28 protein-coding genes and 5 pseudogenes are annotated in these 20828 nt (G+C 57.1%); 27 read left to right on the top strand and 6 right to left on the bottom strand.

The annotated features are described in order from the left end of the window. Positions 1–339: 339 nt before the first annotated feature. The 6 genes and pseudogenes from AC2EBU_RS13165 to AC2EBU_RS13190 all read left to right on the top strand — a co-directional run. Positions 340–477, top strand: a pseudogene (locus AC2EBU_RS13165) (RHS repeat-associated core domain-containing protein); the annotation flags it as partial. A gap of 96 nt (positions 478–573) precedes the next feature. Then, positions 574–984 carry a hypothetical protein gene (locus AC2EBU_RS13170; RefSeq protein ID WP_484610885.1) on the top strand — a complete coding sequence of 137 codons (411 nt, stop codon included), beginning with the start codon at positions 574–576 and terminating at the stop codon, positions 982–984. 248 nt (positions 985–1232) lie between these two features. After that, the gene (locus AC2EBU_RS13175; RefSeq protein ID WP_484610886.1) at positions 1233–2375 is read left to right on the top strand and encodes a DUF1963 domain-containing protein; all 1143 of its coding nucleotides are present in this window, start codon (positions 1233–1235) and stop codon (positions 2373–2375) included. Between the two features lie 88 nt (positions 2376–2463). Beyond that, positions 2464–2745 carry a hypothetical protein gene (locus tag AC2EBU_RS13180; protein WP_484610887.1) on the top strand — a complete coding sequence of 94 codons (282 nt, stop codon included), beginning with the start codon at positions 2464–2466 and terminating at the stop codon, positions 2743–2745. A 496-nt stretch (positions 2746–3241) separates the two neighbouring features. Continuing rightward, the gene (locus AC2EBU_RS13185) at positions 3242–4303 is read left to right on the top strand and encodes an RHS repeat domain-containing protein (RefSeq protein ID WP_484610888.1); all 1062 of its coding nucleotides are present in this window, start codon (positions 3242–3244) and stop codon (positions 4301–4303) included. After that, positions 4291–5295 carry a hypothetical protein gene (locus AC2EBU_RS13190; protein ID WP_484610889.1) on the top strand — a complete coding sequence of 335 codons (1005 nt, stop codon included), beginning with the start codon at positions 4291–4293 and terminating at the stop codon, positions 5293–5295. Before AC2EBU_RS13185 ends, AC2EBU_RS13190 begins: the two co-directional genes overlap by 13 nt. Positions 5296–5351: 56 nt before the next feature. Here the strand turns inward: AC2EBU_RS13190 and AC2EBU_RS13195 are convergent. Further along, positions 5352–6574 (bottom strand): IS3 family transposase gene (locus AC2EBU_RS13195; protein WP_484610890.1). Its coding sequence is split into 2 segments (ribosomal slippage): positions 5352–6316 and positions 6316–6574, totalling 1224 coding nucleotides; the frame shifts between segments, so codons are not numbered across the junction. Positions 6575–6943: 369 nt separating this feature from the next. Then, entirely contained in the window at positions 6944–7108 is a 165-nt protein-coding gene (locus AC2EBU_RS13200) for an integrase core domain-containing protein (protein ID WP_484610891.1), read from the bottom strand. Between the two features lie 249 nt (positions 7109–7357). Here AC2EBU_RS13200 and AC2EBU_RS13205 point away from each other — a divergent pair. From AC2EBU_RS13205 to AC2EBU_RS13280, 16 genes and pseudogenes are all read left to right on the top strand, one after another. Continuing rightward, positions 7358–7525: pseudogene (locus AC2EBU_RS13205) on the top strand (RHS repeat-associated core domain-containing protein); the annotation flags it as partial. 24 nt (positions 7526–7549) lie between these two features. After that, complete coding sequence (locus AC2EBU_RS13210) at positions 7550–8116, top strand: hypothetical protein (RefSeq protein ID WP_484610926.1); 567 nt, start codon at positions 7550–7552, stop codon at positions 8114–8116. 12 nt (positions 8117–8128) lie between these two features. Beyond that, complete coding sequence (locus AC2EBU_RS13215; protein WP_484610892.1) at positions 8129–8488, top strand: hypothetical protein; 360 nt, start codon at positions 8129–8131, stop codon at positions 8486–8488. A 355-nt stretch (positions 8489–8843) separates the two neighbouring features. After that, positions 8844–9302: a hypothetical protein gene (locus AC2EBU_RS13220; RefSeq protein WP_484610893.1), complete on the top strand. Its 459-nt coding sequence runs from the start codon at positions 8844–8846 to the stop codon at positions 9300–9302. Between the two features lie 184 nt (positions 9303–9486). After that, complete coding sequence (locus AC2EBU_RS13225; protein ID WP_484610923.1) at positions 9487–9786, top strand: RHS repeat-associated core domain-containing protein; 300 nt, start codon at positions 9487–9489, stop codon at positions 9784–9786. Beyond that, positions 9677–10219: a hypothetical protein gene (locus tag AC2EBU_RS13230; protein ID WP_484610894.1), complete on the top strand. Its 543-nt coding sequence runs from the start codon at positions 9677–9679 to the stop codon at positions 10217–10219. The genes AC2EBU_RS13225 and AC2EBU_RS13230 overlap by 110 nt, the downstream gene beginning before the upstream one ends. Before the next feature lie 4 nt (positions 10220–10223). Further along, complete coding sequence (locus AC2EBU_RS13235; protein ID WP_484610895.1) at positions 10224–10892, top strand: hypothetical protein; 669 nt, start codon at positions 10224–10226, stop codon at positions 10890–10892. Between the two features lie 274 nt (positions 10893–11166). Next, complete coding sequence (locus tag AC2EBU_RS13240) at positions 11167–11406, top strand: NucA/NucB deoxyribonuclease domain-containing protein (protein ID WP_484610896.1); 240 nt, start codon at positions 11167–11169, stop codon at positions 11404–11406. Between the two features lie 86 nt (positions 11407–11492). Further along, complete coding sequence (locus tag AC2EBU_RS13245; protein ID WP_484610897.1) at positions 11493–12146, top strand: hypothetical protein; 654 nt, start codon at positions 11493–11495, stop codon at positions 12144–12146. Between the two features lie 3 nt (positions 12147–12149). Then, positions 12150–12338, top strand: coding sequence for a hypothetical protein (locus AC2EBU_RS13250; protein ID WP_484610898.1), 189 nt, complete (start codon positions 12150–12152; stop codon positions 12336–12338). 104 nt (positions 12339–12442) lie between these two features. Further along, on the top strand, positions 12443–13387 hold the full coding sequence (locus AC2EBU_RS13255) for a hypothetical protein (protein WP_484610899.1): 945 nt from the start codon (positions 12443–12445) through the stop codon (positions 13385–13387). A gap of 35 nt (positions 13388–13422) precedes the next feature. Next, a pseudogene (locus AC2EBU_RS13260) lies at positions 13423–13605 on the top strand (RHS repeat-associated core domain-containing protein); the annotation flags it as partial. Between the two features lie 48 nt (positions 13606–13653). Continuing rightward, a complete protein-coding gene (locus tag AC2EBU_RS13265) occupies positions 13654–14202 on the top strand; it encodes a CdiA C-terminal domain-containing protein (RefSeq protein ID WP_484610900.1) in 549 nt (182 codons plus the stop codon). Continuing rightward, on the top strand, positions 14193–14438 hold the full coding sequence (locus tag AC2EBU_RS13270) for a hypothetical protein (protein WP_484610901.1): 246 nt from the start codon (positions 14193–14195) through the stop codon (positions 14436–14438). Before AC2EBU_RS13265 ends, AC2EBU_RS13270 begins: the two co-directional genes overlap by 10 nt. Positions 14439–14584: 146 nt before the next feature. Continuing rightward, a pseudogene (locus tag AC2EBU_RS13275) lies at positions 14585–14797 on the top strand (hypothetical protein); the annotation flags it as partial. Then, positions 14794–16017 (top strand): SMI1/KNR4 family protein, encoded by a 1224-nt coding sequence (locus AC2EBU_RS13280; protein WP_484610902.1) that lies wholly within the window; start codon positions 14794–14796, stop codon positions 16015–16017. The pseudogene AC2EBU_RS13275 and the gene AC2EBU_RS13280, both read left to right, overlap by 4 nt. A 54-nt stretch (positions 16018–16071) precedes the next feature. On the opposite strand, the gene AC2EBU_RS13285 is transcribed toward AC2EBU_RS13280, so the two are convergent. Continuing rightward, positions 16072–16236, bottom strand: a complete 165-nt coding sequence (locus AC2EBU_RS13285; RefSeq protein ID WP_484610903.1) for an integrase core domain-containing protein — start codon at positions 16234–16236, stop codon at positions 16072–16074. 155 nt (positions 16237–16391) lie between these two features. Between AC2EBU_RS13285 and AC2EBU_RS13290 the strand changes: the two genes are divergently transcribed. From AC2EBU_RS13290 to AC2EBU_RS13300, 3 genes are read left to right on the top strand one after another with little or no spacing between them, the layout of a single operon-like run. Continuing rightward, positions 16392–16844 carry an RHS repeat-associated core domain-containing protein gene (locus AC2EBU_RS13290; RefSeq protein WP_484610924.1) on the top strand — a complete coding sequence of 151 codons (453 nt, stop codon included), beginning with the start codon at positions 16392–16394 and terminating at the stop codon, positions 16842–16844. Then, complete coding sequence (locus tag AC2EBU_RS13295) at positions 16793–17272, top strand: AHH domain-containing protein (RefSeq protein ID WP_484610904.1); 480 nt, start codon at positions 16793–16795, stop codon at positions 17270–17272. Before AC2EBU_RS13290 ends, AC2EBU_RS13295 begins: the two co-directional genes overlap by 52 nt. Continuing rightward, a complete protein-coding gene (locus AC2EBU_RS13300; RefSeq protein WP_484610905.1) occupies positions 17269–17901 on the top strand; it encodes an imm11 family protein in 633 nt (210 codons plus the stop codon). Before AC2EBU_RS13295 ends, AC2EBU_RS13300 begins: the two co-directional genes overlap by 4 nt. 65 nt (positions 17902–17966) lie before the next feature. On the opposite strand, the gene AC2EBU_RS13305 is transcribed toward AC2EBU_RS13300, so the two are convergent. Then, positions 17967–18314, bottom strand: coding sequence for an ORF6N domain-containing protein (locus tag AC2EBU_RS13305; RefSeq protein ID WP_484610906.1), 348 nt, complete (start codon positions 18312–18314; stop codon positions 17967–17969). A gap of 194 nt (positions 18315–18508) precedes the next feature. After that, positions 18509–18811 (bottom strand): annotated as a pseudogene (locus AC2EBU_RS13310) (hypothetical protein); the annotation flags it as partial. 307 nt (positions 18812–19118) lie between these two features. Between AC2EBU_RS13310 and AC2EBU_RS13315 the strand changes: the two are divergent. After that, positions 19119–20048, top strand: coding sequence for an RHS repeat-associated core domain-containing protein (locus AC2EBU_RS13315; RefSeq protein WP_484610907.1), 930 nt, complete (start codon positions 19119–19121; stop codon positions 20046–20048). Between the two features lie 17 nt (positions 20049–20065). Continuing rightward, a complete protein-coding gene (locus tag AC2EBU_RS13320) occupies positions 20066–20458 on the top strand; it encodes a hypothetical protein (RefSeq protein ID WP_484610908.1) in 393 nt (130 codons plus the stop codon). Between the two features lie 267 nt (positions 20459–20725). Here AC2EBU_RS13320 and AC2EBU_RS13325 read toward each other — a convergent pair whose 3' ends face one another. After that, positions 20726–20821, bottom strand: coding sequence for an integrase core domain-containing protein (locus AC2EBU_RS13325; RefSeq protein WP_484610925.1), 96 nt, complete (start codon positions 20819–20821; stop codon positions 20726–20728). Positions 20822–20828: the final 7 nt, after the last annotated feature.

The following is a 20828-nucleotide window of genomic DNA, read 5'->3' on the forward strand; positions in this document are numbered from 1 at the left end:
CGCGGGCCGTGCCGACGCACAGCGTCACCAGCGCGCCTTCGGGCAGGTCCACACCACCTACCTGCGTGGGGCGCAGCGCCCGGCGGTTGCCGAGCTGGTTGGACGATTCAAAGCGCCGGAATTCGTCCACCGCCAGTGTCAGCGGTGCCTGCTGGGCGGCCGCGTCGCCTGCGGTGGCCGCCAGACGTGCGAGCAGACCGGCGAGGCGCTTTTTCGCCCGATTCAAGACCAAAACCATCAATACCCAACGCAAAAAGGTCGCTTTGCGCTATCGCAAGCGTAGCGATTTGACCCATCGGGCGGAGTCATGGTCAGGGCCAGAGTCCGGTCTCCAGACCGATCTGCTGCCCCTGGCCCGGCACCTGGGCACCCGCCTCGGGGCGGTTCATCAGTGCGGATCCGTTTGAGGGGAGGCAGAGGGATCCGCGGTCACTGAATCGCTACCTCTATGCGAGTAGCGATCCGGTTCAAAGGACTGATCCAAGCGGGGAGATGAGCTTGGGAGAAATTGGAACCGGTTTGAATATACAGGGCTCCCTGACGAGCCTCGCTCAACAGCAGATACTGGGATACGTGGAAGACCGCATCTTCGGTGGAGATGAAACGCTAGATGGACCACCGAGTCTGTATGAGATGCTCTTCGCCATACTCTTTAAAGCGATAGCTGGCGTTGGGCCAGAGACGGTGGTTGACACTGGTTCTGCTGCGATGCACCTCGTTTTGTCTGCCATAAAAATGCCTGAACGCCACCATGTCATTCCGATTTACATGTGTGGGGGAAAAGTTCAAGAGAAGGTTTGGGTCTCAGGCCAAGATCATGATCATTTGCACGCGAGTCTTTTGGCGCTGAATTTGTCAATCAACATTGCCGGTAAAGCATATGACGTGCTTGGTAAGCGGCGACGCAGTAAGTCCGATTTGCCCCCGCTCATAAAGACCGCCAAGAGCCCTTATGGCCGTGAGGCTATCGTCGCTGGTTTGTGAGTGTTTTACTCTACAGGCGGCTGGATCGGCACAGGTGCCGGTGAAAAAACTGGTCAGAACATGGGTGCGGTACTTATGCGGGAAGGCATGCAGTTCGCAACCGCAAATCACACATGGCAAAAATGCAGCCGCTAACCGTTATGTCTCATCCAGCGCTTCAAATCAGGCAAGTCATTGCAGTGCCTTGCGGGGAAAAGGAGGTCCCAGTCGCAGACTACACATGTGTGGCGAGATATGCGTACAACCTGTTGTCTGCCCCCAATGGACTTGCTGGCAGCATTGTTGAGGAGTGGTCTGCCGATTCGAATTCAAACGAACGCACGATATGGTTCAGTCTGAGCAATGGCAGGTACGCATATGCGAATCAACGGGTAGACAACCCCAACAAGCTTGACCTGTGCGTCGCGGCAGCACCGAACCGGCACGGCAGATCTATGGTCAGCTTCGCCGATCTGTCAGCCGTTGCAAGTGCCCTTGGCATCGAAGTCAATAGTCATATCTGGATCACGCACGATGACATTGCTGAGTTCATCGAGCATGCCAGGCGATTGCCACCAGGCGCGGCGGCTTGGTTCAACGGGCAACAACCACAGGCGTCGACTGCTGCAAGTGCGAAATTCGATGCGACGCGTGGCGCGAGCAGTCGATATTCAAACTATGAGAAGCAGATCGACCCTCAGTTTTTGGCGCTGGCCAAACAGTATGGTGTGCCCGCGTTGCAGCTGCAACACAGCCGGGAACCAGCGCGATCGCACCTAGGCGGAACGCCTGGGCTGCCGAAGACCACTCCATGGCCTCAGCGCAACGGACGTCCATTGGATTTTGTAATTCGTCTATCACTTGCGGAGATGCATAAGGCGCATAAGGTTGACTGGCTGCCAGCGAAGGGTGCTCTTCTGTTTTTTTTCGATTTCGAGTCCGAAGTTCTGGGTCATGATCCAACGGATCGCTCGCGGTGGGCGGTGCTGTACGTTGCAGATTTGCCGCGCGCCCTTCACCACGGCGTTGCCCCAGATGCGCCCATCGCACTAAAGGCTACCAAGATAACCAGCGTACCCAGCGTTGAGCGATTGGGCATTCTCGCGCCAGAGTCACCGACCCCCCCTGCCGATGTTTGGCAGCGTATGTGCGAAACCCCTTTTGGCCGACGGCACAAACATCAACTTGGCGGATTCCCCTATGTCTTGCAAAGCGACGACATGCAAAATATTGCCTGCGAGTTGACGACCAATCCTCCTGAAACAGCAGCGGCGTGGCGCCTTTTACTCCAACTCGACACGGGCGCGCACCGCCAGTGTCCAGACGTTGGCATGCTCTACTTTTGGGTGAAAGCGCAAAGTGCTCGCGCTGGTGACTTCGACTCGGTCGTTTGCTTCCGGCAAAGGGATTGATAGAAATGGCGGTCAATCAGCAATGCCTTCCAAAACCTATCTCAGGGCTACGTTGACCTTCTTCGAACCTTCGCTCCGGGGTGGTCTCTTGGATGACATTGCCTACTCGTATCGTCCGCTGATGAATCTAGTTGGTGAACAGCGGACATCTTGTCACTTTGAGCGAATCGGACCCGGCGGAGGTGTGATGGCCCTTGGAGTTCCTTACGAAGTGCTGATAAAGCTCACCATGCGCAATTCGATCGAGGAGCACTACGGAAAGTCGATCCACGAATTCTTCCCAACTGACCGCGATCTCACCTTGACTGTCATTCCAGAACGCGTAGTGGCCGAGGGCAAGGTGATTGGCATTGTTGAGGGAGCAAGTTGAATCTCGGCTTCAGTGCAAATTCAATAGCTGCATGGGCATATCGCACGAGGGATGGCGCCCGATTCTCTTCTTGCTCTCTCAAGCAAAAAAGCCACCTGCAACCCCTGCCAGCCGCTAAAACTGTGGGGTTCCGGTGGCTTCTTCCTTTTTGGCCGACACCTGGCGTGCTACTCCTTCTTGCCAGCGGCCTTTGTCTTGGTGGTCCCGGCCTTGCTGGGCTCGCCCTCCTGCGTCACAAGCCCGATAGAGCGCTTGGGCGGTGGCGCTGTCACCGCCGGATGAATACTCCTCATGGCCCAGATTTGGATTGGAATCAACCCCAAGCCGCTCTTTTCGCCTGATTCAAGGCAAAAACAGCCCCTACCCAGGGCAAATAGGTCGCTTTGCGCTATCGCGGGCATAGCGTTCTGGCCCAGCCGGCCAGACCCTGTCCCGCCAGATCACCGCCTGGCACGGGGCAACCGGCGCCACCGCCACCCCCACCGGCGACAGCCTGGTGCGCCAGGTTCGCATCGATGCGGCCACCGGTCAGAGTCCGGGACCGGTCATCCAGGCCGATCTGCTACCCCTGGCCGGGCACCTGGGCACCAGCCTGGGGGCGGTGGATGCGGCCGGGCAAGTGCAGGAGGCGGTGGCCACCGACGCGTTCGGGCAGCTGCGCATCCCGGGCAGCCACAGCAATCCGGGAGGATTCACCAACGCCCCCGTCGGTGGCTGGCAGCAAAGCCACCTGTTTGCGGGGGAATACTGGGATCAGGATGCGCAGCTGCTGTACCTGCGCGCGCGCTGGTACGACCCGCAGATCGGGCGGTTCATCAGCGCGGATCCGTTTGAGGGGAGGCAGAGGGATCCGAAGTCGCTCAATCGGTATGTCTATGCGAGTAGCGACCCCGTTCAAAGGACTGATCCGAGCGGAATGATGAGCTTGGGAGAAATTGGTGCCGGGCTCAATACGGTGGCCACGTTGTCGATGCGGGCTTACAACGCGTACGACTTTGTCAACTCGCTCATCGCTCCTGACATGGACCGTGAAGATGACAACGCAAGTGAAAAGCCGACTATTTGGGATTCCATAATGGCCATGACAATTAGGGCGTTGGACCCTAGCGCGCTTATGTCTGCCGGTGGCCCAAGCATGAGCGGCTTTGCCGGCCTACCCATTGGCCCGAAGCCACCCTTGCACCACTCCATTCCTGTCTACATGTGTGGGGCGGACAATCAGTTTCCAAAGGTCCAGTTGGACAGGGCGGACCACGACGTTATTCACATGTTACTGGATGCGACTGCACTCTCAGTTGAGGTGTTGGGCAAAGCCATTCATCTGTCGCTGAATCGTGGAAGATTCAGAAATCAGAGCAACAAGACCTATATGCGGTACGCTGCTCGGAACCCGACGACGAGACTTGCTATTGTCGGAATGCTGTACGGGTTCTATGAAGGCACCGGGTTCATTGACCACGGGCACGGTGTGACGATTCGGCAGGCTCTTGGGGAGTACGGGCCCCTATACGCTCGGCATAAATCCAATACATCCTGGAGTAAAAATTGCAAGAAGTAACAACTGGCGCTATCACGCTCCGGCAGGCCCAAGAGCTTTTTGGCCCTCTCTTGTCCAATCATCAAAGCGACTCTGGCGCGAGACTGGTAACGCTGGAACTCCATGAACTGGGGTTTCAGATCAGTTGGTATGTGGCACCCAGGAATCACTACCTGTTTTTTGTGCCGAGGTATCGCTCAAGCGCCCGCTGGCAAAAACTCAGTGCATGGTATCGCTCGTTCTTTGATGCGGCGATGGTCAGCAGGGTGAAGGCCTTCGCTCGCCAAAACAAATGGTCGGTGACCACTTTGCCCATTCTGTCAGGACTGAACGTCGAAGCGGTCTCCGGTTTTGGATCGAAGTTCCAGGGTTGGAATGACTTGGTGGAAGTAGAACAGTACGTGTTGCCGCTGAAAGCAGGTTGTGCCGACGGCTTGCGCGACTACCTACTTGATTGGGAGCGGGTGCTTGCACCGTACGTATTTCGGCGGTTCGAGGAGGGCATCTCTCCCGTTATTGCCGCAGTCAATAGTGATCTTTCTCTCGGCCTTACCCCAACGCCGATGACGACAACTCCAGATCGAGTACTGAGCGATGCCAAGAAGTCCACTCGCGTCCTGAGCGATGTACTGAGTCGCTGGTCGGAAGCGGACGTAGTGCAGGCGCTTCATATGCATCAGACCTTTCCGAATTTGCTACGTCTGAACATGATGCCAAGCTCCCAAATCACGGATAAAGCGAAAGTGGCGTGGGAAGCGGTGTATGACTTGCGTGTTTCATTTCTCGAAAAGTTCCCACTGCCCTGGTTCTATGAAGGCTTGATCGATTCGCTTGGCGCGGAGACCGAAAGGTGGATGCAAAGTGCTAGCCAAATTGTCGAGGAGGGCGCCCCTCCAGTGTCAAAACCAGTTGTCCCGGCAGAACTTTACGATCGCGTCGCGCGGGTGGCGCTCACGATCGAACGCAAGTACCCAATCTTGTTAGCGAAATCTATAGAAAGGCTCGCAGTGTGAGGGTGGAGTTGGAGTTGGAGTTGACCCACTTCGGTGGACGGGTAGTGGTTTGATTCTCAAACCGTTTCAGACATTGTCTGCTCATGCACGTTGGCATCATCGACAACATCAAACAGGGCCAGCTTGCTCCTTTCAAAGTTCAGCGGTGAAAGATAGCCCAGGCCGCTGTGGCGGCGCCGGGGGTTGTACCAGCCTTCAATCCAGGTGAAGACCGCCATGCGGGCCTGAGCCTTGCTCTGGAAGGTGCTGCGCTCCATGAGCTCGCCTTCCAGGCTGGCGAAGAAGCTCTCGGACATAGCGTTGTCGTAGGCATCACCCACCGTTCCCATAGAGGGCCGCACCTGCATCTGCCGGCATCGTTCGCCAAAGGCCACGCTGGTGTACTGGCTGCCCTGGTCCGAATGGTGAATGACACCCTTGGGTTTGCGTTGCTCCAACGCCATGTTCAAGGCTGTCAGCACCAGGTCGCTCGTCATGCGCTCTCCCATGGCCCAGCCCACCACGCGCCGGCTCCAGACATCGATGACCACAGCCAGATAGAGGAAGCCCATCCAGGTCGGCACGTAGGTCATGTCCGCCACCCACAGCTGGTTCGGACCTGTGGCGTGGAAACGCCGGTTGACCAGGTCGCTGGCCGGTGGCTGACGCTTATCGCGACGGGTGGTGACAGTGAAGCCTCGGCGCTTGCTGACGCCGTGGATACCGGCTTCGCGCATGAGGCGGGCCACACGCTGGCGGCTGATGCACACGCCTTGCTCGATGAGCTCCGCTCTCACGCGCGGCATGCCGTAGGACTCATAGGAGTTCTGGTGAATCTGGCGGATGCGCTCGGTCATGACCGCGTTAGCGATGCTGCTCTGGGACGGGGCACGGTCTCGCCAGGCATAGAAGCCGCTGGCTGACACGCCCAGGACGCGGCACATGGTGCGCACAGGGAGGTCGGCCTGGTTCGCCATCACGAGTCCGAAGGCTTCGTTGAAGTCGCATCGCTGCGACCGGCAAACCAGGCCGTAGCCTTTGCCAATATGTCGCGCTCCATCTGGACCTGGCGCAATTGCCGGCGTAAGCGCACCAGCTCTTCACGTTCGGCGGTGGTCAGACCTTCCTTTCCAGGCAAGGGCTTGCCGTCGTCGATAGCGGCTTGGCCAACCCAGTTGGTGATGGACTGGGCGGTGACGCCGAACTCACGCGAGAGCTGCGCGGGTGAGCGGCCGGCTCGAACGAGCTCGACCATCTGCTGGCGAAATTCCGCCGGGTACGGCGGTCGGACTTTGGACATTTGCGACTCCTTGAACACAAAGAATGATGTGTCCACGGAATAGGGTCAACTCCAGACTTCAATTTCTCTATTGCTGTTTAGTTGTCCTGTCCAAGCGTCCACGCGGCAGGAACCGAGTGAATTCAAGCCCCGATTCCGGTCTGTCCGTGGACGTTTAGGCTGAAATCCCCAAGTTCCCATCCCGTCTCCCGGTCAGCCTCCTGACCATATTCCCTCGAATCTTCGCGAAATGACCCCCACAGCCGTGTCCATCCGCACCAGCGCATGGACACCGGCAACCATGCGGTGGACGGTCGTCGGTGCGCTCCGTTCCTGCATGGGAGCAGACTACACGGCAACGATCTATTGACCCAGCAGTTTCTACACAGGTCAGGCTGCCAAGGCATAAGCCTCAGCCGGGGTCCTCATGTTCAGCGCCTGATGTGGACGCCGGTGGTTGTAATAGCCAATCCAGTCGGCGATCACTTGGCTGGCATGCTGCAGTGCCTCGAAGCGGTGCCGATGCACGCCCTGGTCTTTGAGGGTTCTGATCACTCGCAACACCGGATCATGCGGGGCAGTTCAATCGCCGCACAACCATCCCCAAGCCGCTCTTTTGCCTGATTCAAGGCCAAAACAGCCCATACCCAGCGTAAAAAGGTCGCTTTGCGCTATCACGGACATAGCGTTCTGGACCAGCCGGCCAGACCCTGTCCAGCCAGATCACCGCCTGGCACTGGACAACCGGCGCCACCGCCACCCCCACCAGCGCCCCCGCCGGCGGCTGGCAACAAAGCCATCTGTTTGCGGGGGAGTACTGGGATCAGGACAGCCAGTTGCTGTACCTGCGCGCGCTGGTACGACCCGCAGATCGGGCGGTTCATCAGCGCGGATCCGTTCGAGGGGAGGCAGAGGGATCCGAGGAGCTTGAACCGTTATGGGTATGCGCATGGGGATCCGGTGCATGGTACGGACCCCAGCGGCGCGGAAACCGCGATGTCGCTGTCCATCGGAACGAGCGCGTCGCTGGGCATGGGTGCGGCCGGTGCGGCGGCTGCGAAGATGCTCATGGGCTCGTTCCTGCGCAAGCTGGTGCTGACGGTGGGCACGCTGGCGATTGCCTCGATTCCCTCGGCGCAGATGGAGCAGGCGAAGAAAAATGCCCGTGCAACGCTGATGACGCAGGTGCTGGAGAAATCGCGTCGCAGGCGTGGAGCGCTGCTGTTCCATTACACCGACGCACCGCGGGCGGCGGCGATCATGGGCAGCCAGAAGATGATGTGCTCACCCATGTATCGTGGGCGGTTGGGCGGCGGCATTACGTTCCCCGCGGGCGCCTATGCAACCGACATTCCTCCGTGGACGACGTCAGTGACACGGCGCGGCCTGGCCGATCGGTTTTACGGTGGCAATCTGGGCAGGGCGGTATCCTGGTTCGCGGCTATCGATGGTGAGGAATTAAGTCCAGTCCACGGAACGCAGCAATATGTGCGTTACTGTCCCGCGGGGGCCCTGATAGATGTGGACGTGTTCCCGATCGGGCCGAATTTGATGAACCCTTAGCAGGGCAATGCCATGAAATCAACAGCCATTCTGGACGTCACGATCTGCCGGGCCGATGAGGATCAATCAAAGAATCCCAGGCTTAAGCACGCAATCGACTTCGGGGATGTGGTGCTAGATCGACAAAGGGAGTCTCGCGAGCTCACCGTGGACTTCAAGGCGACGTACGAGGTGGACGTGAAGGTCGTTTCACAGGTGACGACTTCTCTTGATGGGCGATCTGCCAACGCCCACGTAATTGTGTTTCGTGGCGAGCGCACCATAGGAATGATGGCTGCATGGGTGCCTTTGAGGCACACGAGCTCCTTCTCTGTCGAATGCTTGGACAACGGCGAGTCGATCTACACCAGCGTGACGCTCAATCCGCGTTGAGGTCACTCTCTTTCCAGAAGGAAGCCTTCCGCGTTGCACCGCCGATGGATATAGCTTCATCGTTTCCGATGGGTCCATTCTTTCGATCACGCCGCAAATCAACAAGGCTGCCAAGTACGCGGTCGGACAGGATCCTCAGGCTGTATCGCTGATTGCACGTTCGCCTCTGCTTTTTGGTCAGCGCGCCCACAGGTGGCGCCATCGCCGGGCGCATGAACGCGGGCGCGACGCTGCAAGCCACCGACGGGTATTGGTCATGGTCCAGGGCGGCATGCTGGTCAACGCCGATAGCGGACAGCTTTGCGAAAAATCATCAGTACAGTAAGACGGTCCCCTGCAAAAAGTAGGTCAGAACATGACGCCCATAGCCTATGCCGCTTTGCCGAAACCAACTGCGCGAGGGAACATCAGCACCGTTGCCTGGATCACGGCTGACTTCGATGCAATTGCCGTAACGTTGAAGGCCAGGCCTAAGGCGTTTAGTTCCAAGCCGACCAGGGGTGCTCCGGACGAGCGTTACCGCTCTATCTTCCTTCGCCTATCGAACGGTGCCTACGCTGTGCTCACGGAATGGGATCACGAGCCGGGTCAAATCGATCTTGACTTGGAAGTTCACGATCACGAGTTTGTTTACGAAGATGAATATGGGGAAGTGATCGCTGAACTGCGAGTGGACCAGCAGAGGGTAAGAAGGCTTCAAGGAAATCTGACGTGGCTTGCGTCACGCAAGGCCAAGAAAGTACCTCGCCAGGAACCACAGTTGCCGGAAGATTGGTGGAACCACGTCAAGGTGGTGCCACTCGATAAAACATAGGACCTGTGCCGTTCTTCAAAGAGAAATCTCCCCCTTCCCACCTATGGCGGGTTAGCTTGTGCCATCCCACCGTCCCCGCAAGCAGCCCCAGCCGAATTCAACCTCCTAAACTGCGTAAGAAGGTCGCTTTGCGCTATCACAGGCATAGCGTTCTGGCCCGGCCGGCCAGACCCAGACCCGTCAGATCACCGCCTGGCATTGGACAACCGGCGCCCCCGCCGGCGGCTGGCAGCAAAGCCATCTGTTTGCGGGGGAGTACTGGGATCAGGACAGCCAGTTGCTGTACCTGCGCGCGCGCTGGTACGACCCGCAGATCGGGCGGTTCATCAGCGCGGATCCGTTTGAGGGGAGGCAGAGGGATCCACGTTCACTGTGTGAACGTCGCCATTCCGTTGGTGACAACCAAAGCCGGTCTGACAACACTCGCCAAGTTCTCGTTGCAGTTTGCGTTCGAGTACGCCACCGGTATTCCGACCTCCGTTAACCCCAAGAACATTCTTCCTGCGATCAAAAGCATCAAAGGGGTGATGTCGAACCTGAAAGGGAACTGGCTGGACAAGTTAAAGGTGGGCCGCGACTTTGAGAAGAATGTCGCAGACGTGTGGACGGGCCTAACGAAGAACAAAAAGTGCTTTAGCGGCGGTCAAGTAAGTCCCGTCAGGAAGAATTGCTTCATCCCTGACTATTTGACCAAGGCTGGTGGGTGGGTCGAAGTCAAGACGTCCATGGGCGCCGTGAACAAGGCGCAGTTCCAAGAGTTCGTCAAAATATCTGGCAACGTCAATCAACCGCTGACGATGGTGTTCCTCAAGAAGCCAACTGCATCGGAAACGACGATGCTACAGAAGTGGGCAACAGAGGCGAGTGGCGGCAAAACTGACGACCTCTTGCTGTCAGTGATACATGTCCTGGACTGATGCTATGAAGGCTCCAATCCTGATACACCAAGCGTTACTTGCAGATGGATTCGTGTATGGCGATGGCCACTACATGGGTATGGCGCAAGGCAGACCATTCTCGCAAGAAGTTCGTTTCGATCGTTGCTCTGATCCAAAGGGAAGTTACCTCATCGAGCTGATGATCTTCTATCCTTCCGTCGAATCTGCCGTGGGAATAGTGCCGCTCAACACGACATGTTTGAGAGCGGATGGCAAGCTGTGGCAAGTGCCGGATCACACTCAGGAGGAGCTCTATTTCTTTCTTTCTGGGTCCGGGCCTGATCATCAGACCATAGTGAATTGGATCCGCAACTGGCTGGCGGTTCTGATGGATGGGGAGGCCATGGTGAGGCTTGCCGATTACCTGATGGGTGGAGAAAGCCCGTCTGAGGAATTTCGATACGTTGAGGATTCGCCGTACCTTAGACGTCGGGAGAGTGTGTACCTTCTGCAGACCAAGATTGGCTACCTGAACTATTTGGGCCGATTTGATGAGGCGCGCGAAGTGCTTAAGGCTCCCATGGTTGGCGCCAAGAAGGATGATCCATTTCTTGCCAAGTTGAGCGGTGATGTTCAATCAAGGGCGATTGCTCCGTCGACCGGTCACATGAAGTACCTCGGTGAGCTTGGGCTCCGAATCTCAGTTCCATGAGTAAGCGCTCGATAAACCACACCCTACCGCAGCCGACCTGAACTGCGTACATCTTCGTGCTCCCATCAACCCTCTCGGTCAAATTGCTTCTCGTTGCGTACGCGGTGGCGCAGTTGATCGGAATTGCAATCCTGGCTTCCATGTCTTCATCGTGGGCGACTTGACTCCGCACCATCGTCAATTGGTTGCGGATTCGATCAGTACGGGGTACCCGTTTTCGTTAAACCGAAAGGAACCCCCGCACAGCAGAAGTTGGTTGCGCAGAGCTGGATGCATGGGCTCTCGCGCCGACGTCCTAGATTGTGACGAGTACCCTTACGCAGCAACCTCCCAGGGGGGCGAAAATAATCCGGTGAACTACCGTCTGCTGTCTTCGCCCGACAATCAACTTCCTGGTGCACTTCTCAGCGGCTTTTATACGCGATGCAAGCTGGAAGGCAAAGTCGATCCTGGCGATCAGTTCTTCGTTGTGCCGCTTGTTGGAGCGCCCACGGTCGGTCTATGCGCAAAGTAATCTGGGTGGTTGCGTTCGTTCTAATGGGTGGGTGTGAGCCGTCTCCGCCCGCGACTGTACTCAGGGATCAACTCACGGGTGATGGAATGAAACTTTCCCAGCAGGCGTCTGGATATAGAGGGGCTCTGGAGGGCATGCGTAACTTTCTGGAGTGCTGGAGCAAGGAGGTGGACGCACACCTGGGCAAAAGGACCGCTGGGCCACTCAAAGCTCCGAATCTCACTAGCGTCGATCCGCGTTTGCCGCTTTCGGCGCGTCATTTCTTTGCATCCAAACACCCGGGGGTTCGCAGCCTGTATGAGCGGACGGTGTCTGCGGAGCGATTTGCCGACCCAACGGCTCTCCGTCTATTTAAGGATGCCTACCCGGATCAATTCGGCAATTGGCAGTTGGCGTTCGGAGATATCGACGAGCCCGACGCGCGATACTATAAGTACGACAAAAGCCAGCCTCCGATGCGTGGACGATACCTCCCGAATATGCTCGTCCTAGGTCATGAAGGGGGTGGCGCGTTCTATTTGCTTATTCAGGAAGAGAAGACTGTCGACGGTGAGAACGAAATCATGTTCCTCCATCACGGCGGACTTATGGTGAGATTCAAATCCTTCGCCCATTTGCTCGTACACCTGTATTTGGAAGAGCATGAAAGAATGGCCGGGAGAGACCCGGCACAGGGGCACATCTATTTTTTCCCGGGGAACATGGGGGAAACTTGCGCCAAGTTCATCATCGACATATAGCGCATGCGGTTGACCGTGAAGGCGGTTGCGTCATTCTCCGAAAAGATCAAGGCCGCAGAAGAATATGCGTACAAGACCCTTGGTCGAATTCGCATGTGGGAGGTTCTGAAGATTGCGCAGACTGATCAGGGGCGAGGTGCGATCGCGCGCGCTCGAAGGTCTGTATCAGGCGGGCTGGTGGACGACTGGTAGGGCTCCAAATACGATTGGAAACGCCTTTACTGCGTCAAAGCCGGGCTACGTGAGTGGTGCACAAACCTCGCTGCTATGGTGTTCAAGAAGGGGTCCTTGATTCTATGGTGCGCAGTCTTGACGTATCGCTATTGCAGCTGTCGGAAATCGGGCGTCGCGGAGGGGTCCGTGCGTTTCAGCAAGATGACCTGATCTTGGGGTGGACGTTGTTGCCCGCGTTCGACTCCTATGCGCTGAATATACTTGCACCCGCCGGGAATGCGCTGTGGAACTTCGATATGTATGCAGCGCTGTCTCATGCGGAGCTTGTGCACCAAGCGAAGTTCTTGAGCGACGATAGCCGTACGAAAACGGCGAAGGAACTTCTGAAAATCATCCGAGAAGCCGGGCATGCCAAACGGTCGGACTTCTCCTCTTTGCTGTTGGGCAATTGGACGGCGACTCCGGACTACTTCGTGGCATGGGAGCAGAGCGAAGTGAGTCTTCTCGCTCACCGCCATCGATCGGTGCTAGTTCCTGCGGAAGCTCGGCCATTGGTTGCGGAGCACTTCTGTGACCAAGCGGCCGCGTTTGCTGATTCTTGCGTGAAGCCATATGACGACTCGATTTCTCTCGCTGCGATTGATGACCTTCGGGGCACCGCAGAGTGGCGACTTCTCACCAGCGCGCTTACCGAAATCAACTCGCAGAGCGAGTTGCAGAAACTGCTCGCGAAGGTCAATGAGCTTGATGATGGGGCGCGATTCAGCGACTTCACGGAGACATTGGACCTGCGGTTTGGCATTCGAGGGTGCATCTCGCTTTGGATGCCGCCCGCTTCGGTGGTGTCCCCATTGGCTGTGGAGGACTGCGCCACGCTCCTGGAGTTTCGGCTGAAGGTGGCACTGTCGGTGTGCTCGCTGCCTCAAGTCGAGCGGCTGATGAACGAGGTCAAGGGCTCCTTTGACGATTCAGAGACGCCCTTCCCGATCGAGTTTCGGAAAAGCCTGTGGTCGGCATTGCGCGGCCGACTTCATCCGTACCTCGATCTGATTGCGTTCCGGTTCTGACCTGACTTCCCTACAAAGAAAACCGCTCCCCAAGGCTGGCGTTCAAGCGGACCCAAAAGTGCTGGGATCAGGACAGCCAGTTGATGTACCTGCGCGCACGCTGGTACGACCCGCAGATCGGGCGGTTCATCAGCGCGGATCCGTTTGAGGGGAGGCAGAGGGATCCGAGGTCGCTTAACCGGTACAGCTATGCGCATAGTGATCCGGTGCACCAAAGGGACCCGAGTGGTGGTATGAGCTTGGGTGAGTTGAGCGGGGCGTCAGACATGGCATCGACCTTGGGATCGCTGCAAGCCAACTTTGGCTTTGACCTCATCTCGGACGCCTTGGATGGAGGATCGAGGGACAGCGCTAACGGGTGGGGGATTCTTGCTTCCTTGGCGCCTGCGGCGATTGGGCAGTTGGCCAAGAAGGCGTTCACGATTACTTCGAAGATGGGTAGCCGTGGTAAGGTTGCTTACCCCAAATCGAAGCCACCACTGCCCAAGGAAATTGAGGCGGCGGAATTAATTGCTGAGAAACAAGGCGTTGGCATCTACATCCGTGGCGGCAGCTCTACCAAGGGGGCTGACTTCTTCATCGGCGGTACCAAATGGGAACTCAAGACTCCCGACAAGCCCACGAGTAATGCAGTCAAAACCAGCATCAGGGACGGGAAGAAGCAAGCCAGCAAGGTCGTCATCGACGGACGAGCTGGCGGATTGACTGCGGAAGAGGCCCAAAGTGGCTTGGCGCGTGCTGCCGGTTCAGGTGGAACGATGCCTGACAAGATCATGATTATTCTGAACGATGGAAAGGTGCTTCTATGGCCATGACCTCAACAGAAATCGACATGACTGTCGCGCAACTCTCTGCGCTGAACGAGCGTGAATTGATCGAGGTGCTGAGCCGTGTCTTTGGTGCGTTCGCGCAGCAGTTCGACGCATCAGGCGACATAGGCCAGAGGTATGCGCTTGCTCGGTCCTCCTTTGAAAAAGGGCGAGGACAAGGAACCGTATGTTCACTTCCTGGGTGTGCCGAGCGAGATGTACTGGCAGCAATCGAACGATGAAGCGCTTGACTACGGGAAGTGCCCTACCTGTGGCGTGACCGTCGCGTGTGTCAACAAACTCGCCACGTGTCCGGTATGCGGAACGACAGGCGTCGAGTGCACATGATGGCTTCCAAAAATAGAAAACCCTCACCCATCCCTATGCAAGCACGGCGCAAGGTGGCGAATTGCAGTGGCAAACAGATGGCGTTTCTCTATCACCGGTGCCAAGGGCAGAGTCGTCACTGCAAGGCGGTAGATTGGGTGGGTTTTATAGTGCGGCTGATGTCAAAACAGTTGGGCCTCAATCTATATATTTGAACGTTGCGTGGCCAGGCGCGCCGACTTTTTATATTGATAGATCAGGAAGAGTGAGATGACAGCACGAAAGATTTTCGATGTGGTACAGGAACTAATAGCAATTGCGAATGAAATATACCCTGATCCGCCTGTAAATATGGTTTCTAAGAAAGTACTCTTCCCGGAAGTAGTACAGAAGTTAAGCGGAAACTTCACTGTACCCAGTGTTCTTGAGGATCTTTATGGCAAATACGATTTCCCCACCAAACTGTGGCGAACTATTCTTTTTAGCACACTCGAAAATATTCCAGAGGAAGCATCTGCATACAACAGGATGGAACTAGACGGCCATTGCCCTCCGTTTAGATCGGAGGCAGGAGTGAAATCTCCAGTCGTTTTGAGCTCTGCACTATTTCCCTTTGCGTATCACAACGACAGCTTCTATTGCATCGACACCGACCCCGACGTCGTCACAGGCGGAGTTCTCAATCAAATCGTCAACGTCTCTTACCGAAAAGGGATTGCAAAAGTTGTTTTCCCTGATTTAGAAGCATTTCTCGCGGACGGCCTGAAAAAAGCCCGCAAGGAACTCAAGGCTGAACGAGCGCGCCTGGCACGACCCGAGCCAACGCGGCAAGAGCAGGTCCAATTAGTGGAAGCGCAATTGGCCAAGGCTTTGGAAGTACTGCAAGGAATTTCAGAGTCACCGATGTTTCGCGGCGCAGGAGCTGATGCCGAGTTGCCCACGGATGAAAGGCTTCAATTGAAGGTGCAAACACTTCTGGCAAGCAATCTGCAAAGCACCCCTTTGCAGCAGAGCTGCGCTCAATTGATTCGAACTTTCGATCAAAGCCGATCAAGCTATTTGTATGCAATCGAGCAAAGTCAAGGCCCGATGAATCCTAATCAGATCGCCGCACTGGAGAAAAAACTCGGCATCCGCATACCCGCGGACCTGAAAGAGTTCTTGGGATTGCATGAATTTTTGAGCTTTCCCAGCGGCAATCGCGGCGGCATCGGTCTGAGCGATGAAAAGCTTTTGAAGTGCAAAGAACTCAACGCGAGCGCGAAGTTGATCGAAGAATGGACGTTGTGGCCTGGTACCACCAAGCCTATTTTTGGCAAACACCTGATCCCACTTAATTCAGATGATCCGTGCATTTGCTACGATCTGACCCCCTCTGCACAAGGTCAAGTCGGCCAGATTGTTGAGGTAGATTTTGAACTGAGCCAATGCCAAGTGATTGCCAGCAGTTTGTTGGAATTGATTCGAGCTGAAGTAGCGGCATGCGCAAAATAGTTGCGCGGGCTGTTCCAAGCTGCTCTTGTATTGACCCAGCGGCTTCTACACAGGTCAGGCAGGTAAGGCATAAGCCTCAGCGGGGGTCTTCATGTTCAGCGCCTGATGTGGGCGCCGGTGGTTGTAAAAGCCAATCCGGTGGGCGATCACTTGGCTGGCATGCTGCAGTGTCTCGAAGCGGTGCCGATGCACGCCTTGGTCTTTGAGGGTTCTGATCACACGCAACACTGGATCATGCGGGGCAGTTCAATCGCCGCACAACCATCCCCAGGCCGCTCTTTTGCCTGATTCAAGGCCAAAACAGCCCATACCCAGCGTAAGAAGGTCGCTTTGCGCTATCACTAAGATAGCGTTTTAGCCCAGCCGGCCAGACCCTGTCCAGCCAAACCCCCTCGCATTGGACAACCGGCGCCACCGCCACCCCCACCAGCGCCCCCGCCGGCGGCTGGCAGCAAAGCCATCTGTTTGCGGGGGAGTATTGGGATCAGGACAGCCAGTTGCTGTACCTGCGCGCGCGCTGGTACGACCCGCAGATCGGGCGGTTCATCAGCGCGGATCCGTTTGAGGGGAGGCAGAGGGATCCGCGATCATTGAACCGGTACAGCTATTCCCATGCTGCCCCGGTTCACAACACCGACGCCTCTGGGCAGATGTCGCTGGGGGAAACCATGACCACGCTGAATAACGTCAGCATGGCATACACGGCTGCGTCGATCGCGTTCGACTTGGTTACCGGCAACTACGTTGGGGCCGCGGAGGATATCGCTGCGGACCTGTGTGCGCGAATTTCGGCAAGACACTTTGCCAGAAGGCTGGGCAGCAGCTGAAGGTGTTCTGCAACGCGCTCCGCTGCAAGAACATCATTCCGCACATTGATCTTGGATCTTTCCCCAGCGCTGCGTTGCTGTCGAAGAACTTGGAGCTGATTGGAATCATGAAGCCCAGCCGCTCGCAGGCGCATCAAATCGTCGGTGCGGTGACAGACGCTGGCAAGAGAACTCGCGACAAGTTGGCTGCCCACAACATATCTGTCAACTCGCCGGCCAACGGCGTCTTCTTGCCGGGCTGTGGACCGACCACCAACGTGATCGGTATGATCCACTGCGGTAAGTACACGGAGGCCTATGAGCGGGAAGTGTTCAACCGGATCAATAGCCTGAACAAGAGAGAAGACATCATCTCGGCGCTGGACGACATCCGGCGCGAACTGCTGTCGAATAACTTCGTGGCCTTGAACGTTCGGTCTCTCCAATGACCAAGTACTTTAACTGGTGGGGTGGCGCCAAGTACGCCGGCTATGTCGGCGCGGCAGCCGCCGACGACAGAAAGGTTACCTGGTATGACGAGACGCTAGGCGACCCTCTGCCGCCGCTGGACCAATGGAAGGCGCCGATGCTGCGCCAATACCTGGGCGAAGGCCCGGTGCTGCGAAAGCCGCGCAAAATCGGAGACGCGCCGAGCAGTGCCTTGGCCAACATCATCAGTCCACGCGCCGCCAAGGAAATGGCCGACATCTGGGCACGGCATGCCGAGCTGTATCCCGTGCACCTGGAGGATGCGCCGGGGGACACCTACTTCATGGCGGTCTGCAGGGAGCAGGTAGGCTGGGACAGCTTGGGCGAGGGCTCGGTGTGCCTGAAGCACCCGCTAGAGCTGGCCCAGCACATTCCGGCCGAGCAGCGCCTGGACGGCGCGGTGGTCTATACCATCAAGAAATGGAACTTCATCGACGAGAAAGTGGGGGATCGGGACCTGTTCGTACTGCCCCACAGCGATGTTGCCTACTTCGTGTCCGAGCGGTTCGTTCAGCGCGTGAAGGCCGCGAAGCTCAAAGGGTTCAGGTTCGATGCTGTCTATCTCGATCCCAATCCCATCATCACTTGAAGAAAACCCACCCTAACCCGAGCTGTCGCGCGGGTTAGCTGCTAAGCCGCAGAAAAACGCAGCAGTCAAGCTTTCTTGCGCGTCGCCGCCTTCCCTGTTGGCGGCTTCTTCTTCTCTTCAGGCGTCACAAATCCGATAGGCCGCTTGGCCGGCTCGGGCGGTGTCATGAGCTCGCGCAGCGCCTCGAACACCTGGCGCGGCTGATTGCGAGTATTGCGGCTGAAGGTGTCGTGAGACAACTCCAACCGTTCGGTTTTCTCTTCCAGTTCGAGCAGCCGCTTGGCGAGGTCGGCATGCAGGCCCGCTGCCTGGCGCAGTCGCGCGAAGGCGCGCACCACGCAAATCCCCATCTCAACGGCCTGCGCCGAGGCCAGCACATTGGCCAGTGCCACCGCGCCGTACTCAGTGGTCACAGTTCGTGACCACCTTGGAGCGCCGGAGCGGGCCCGCCTTTAAGGGCGCAAATTGCGACCTCAAGCCTTCCTGCGAGCCGCCGCCTTGCTTGCTGCCTTGCCGGCCGGCTTGGCCCTCTTCTTTTCCAGTGGAAGGAACCCGATAGAGCGTTTGGACGGCGGTGGGGGTGCGGCCATCAGATCGGCCATCGAGTTCACCAGTTCGGCGAAATTGCGCTCGTGCACGCATACCTTGCGCTCCAGGGCATACACCTTGCCGGCCAATTCGCGGTTGCTTGAGAGCATGCCGCGCAGCTCCACGAAGGCGCGCACCACGCCAGTTCCACCGATTCGTGGAAGGGCCATGACCGCCGGTGAATCACCTCGCCCTTGTACAGCCCGTTGATCGTCTCGGCCAAGGCGTTGTCTTAGCTGTCGCCCATGCTGCCCACCGAGGGCTCGATGCCTGCCACTGACAGCCGTTTGCTGTTGCGGATGGAAACGTAGTGCGAGCCCTGTCGGCATGGCGGGTCTCCTGATCGTCACTGCCTGCAGCGATCCCGAGCTGTCATCACCTCGCCCAGGCAACACCGGATCATGCGGGGCAGTTCAATCGCAGCGCAACCATCCCCAGGCCGCTCTTTTGCCTGATTCAAGGCAAAAACAGCCCATACCCAGCGTAATAAGGTCGCCTTTCGCTATCACGGGCATAGCGTTCTGGCCCACCCGCCCAGACCCTGTCCAGCCAGATCACCGCCTGGCACGGGACAACCGGCGCCACCGCCACCCCCACCGGTGACAGCCTGGTGCGCCAGGTTCGCATCGATGCGGCCACCGGTCAGAGTCCGGGACCGGTCCTCCAGGCCGATCTGCTGCCCCTGGCCGGGCACCAACGCCCCCGTCGGCGGCTGGCAGCAAAGCCATCTGTTTGCGGGGGAGTACTGGGATCAGGACAGCCAGTTGCTGTACCTGCGCGCGCGCTGGTACGACCCGCAGATCGGGCGGTTCATCAGTGCGGATCCGTTCGAGGGGAGGCAGAGGGATCCAAAGTCACTCAATCGGTATGCCTATGCGAGTAGCGATCCCGTTCAGAGGACTGATCCAAGTGGGATGATGAGCTTGGGAGAAATTGGCGCGGGGATGGATGTGCAAGGCATCTTGATGAACGTTGCAAAGGACCAAGCCATCGGCTTTCTGCAAGACAGAATTTTTGGTGAAAACGATAACGTTGATGGTCCGCCCAGCCTGTACGAAATGCTGCTTGCCCAATTGGTGAGTGCGTATGCTGGAACGATAGGGGGTGCAGAGGTATCTGCTGCGGTCATGTCTAGATTTGTCTCTGGTAAGACCGAAGACCATCACGTCATCCCGGAGTACATGTGCGGAGCCAAAAGTCAAATGGATTTAGTAGCCATTTCGGTGCCTGATCATCACCTACTGCATGGGCGCCTCGGCCGATTTGTGACGACTGTGAACATTGGAGCGCGCGCAATCGAAGTTGTGTTCAAGAAGCGGAAGAAGCTTCAGTTTATGTCCAAGGTTAATGAGCTTGCTCGCACGCGAGGTGGACGCTTGGCAATTGCGACTGCTTTGGAAACCTTCTACCTTAGCGATGGGAATGGGCAAACGACTTGGTTTGAAACAGGAAGAGGCAAAAAGACGGGCGCACCAATCGGCGTCGTTCTTGCCGCTGAGGCTATGCACTACGTCATGTCAAATCACCAGTACGACAAGAATGTTCCCTGTAAGAAGTGACTGGAAGGATTCAAGAAATGGAAGTGATAAAGAGCACGACGCTACCAAAGCCGTCGCCACAGTTTCAGCTATCTGTTGCAGCACGCCTTCCCGGAAATTTTGATTTGATCGCGCAGCGGCTGTCAACAAAGCCGTATAAATACAAGGAAGGAAAGGGAGACTTTGCATCGATCTTCAGGTGCATTTACTTCAGGCTAGCAACAGGCGCATTTGCGCGGATAGGTGAAGAAGGGTACGAACCAGGCGTGCTGGAGATTGAATTGCTATTGGATGACGGCCGAATCTTCTACGAAGAGGACTTGAACGAGATTGTGAGTGCGCTCGATCTTGATCCGCAACATGTGCATCGATGGCGTGGCGGCGAGATTTGGTGTGCTGCGCGTGCGGGTGGTTCTAAGCGCAAGCCGTGAGGACAATCACCACGACCAATAAAAAAGTCAATAGCTGCCTGCGCATATCCTACGAGGGCTAGCGCCAGATTCACTTCTTACTCAGAAGTGGCTCCGCAAATCTGAACAGGTGAGATAAAGCAGACTCCGGGCAAACCGGCTGGTCCACGGGGTCCAGCGAGAAGGAGTTTCGCGATGAACAAGAAGTCATCCGGGCGGCGTAGCCGCCGTTCCCACAGTCCAGCCTTCAAGGCCAAGGTTGTATTGACCCAGCAGTTTCTGCACAGGTTAGGCTGCTAAAGCATAAGCCTCAGCGGGGGTCTTCATGTTCAACGCCTGGTGAGGGCGTTGGTGGTTGTACCAACCGATCCAGTCCGCAATCACGCGGCTG

This window comes from Curvibacter sp. T50, from assembly GCF_057219955.1.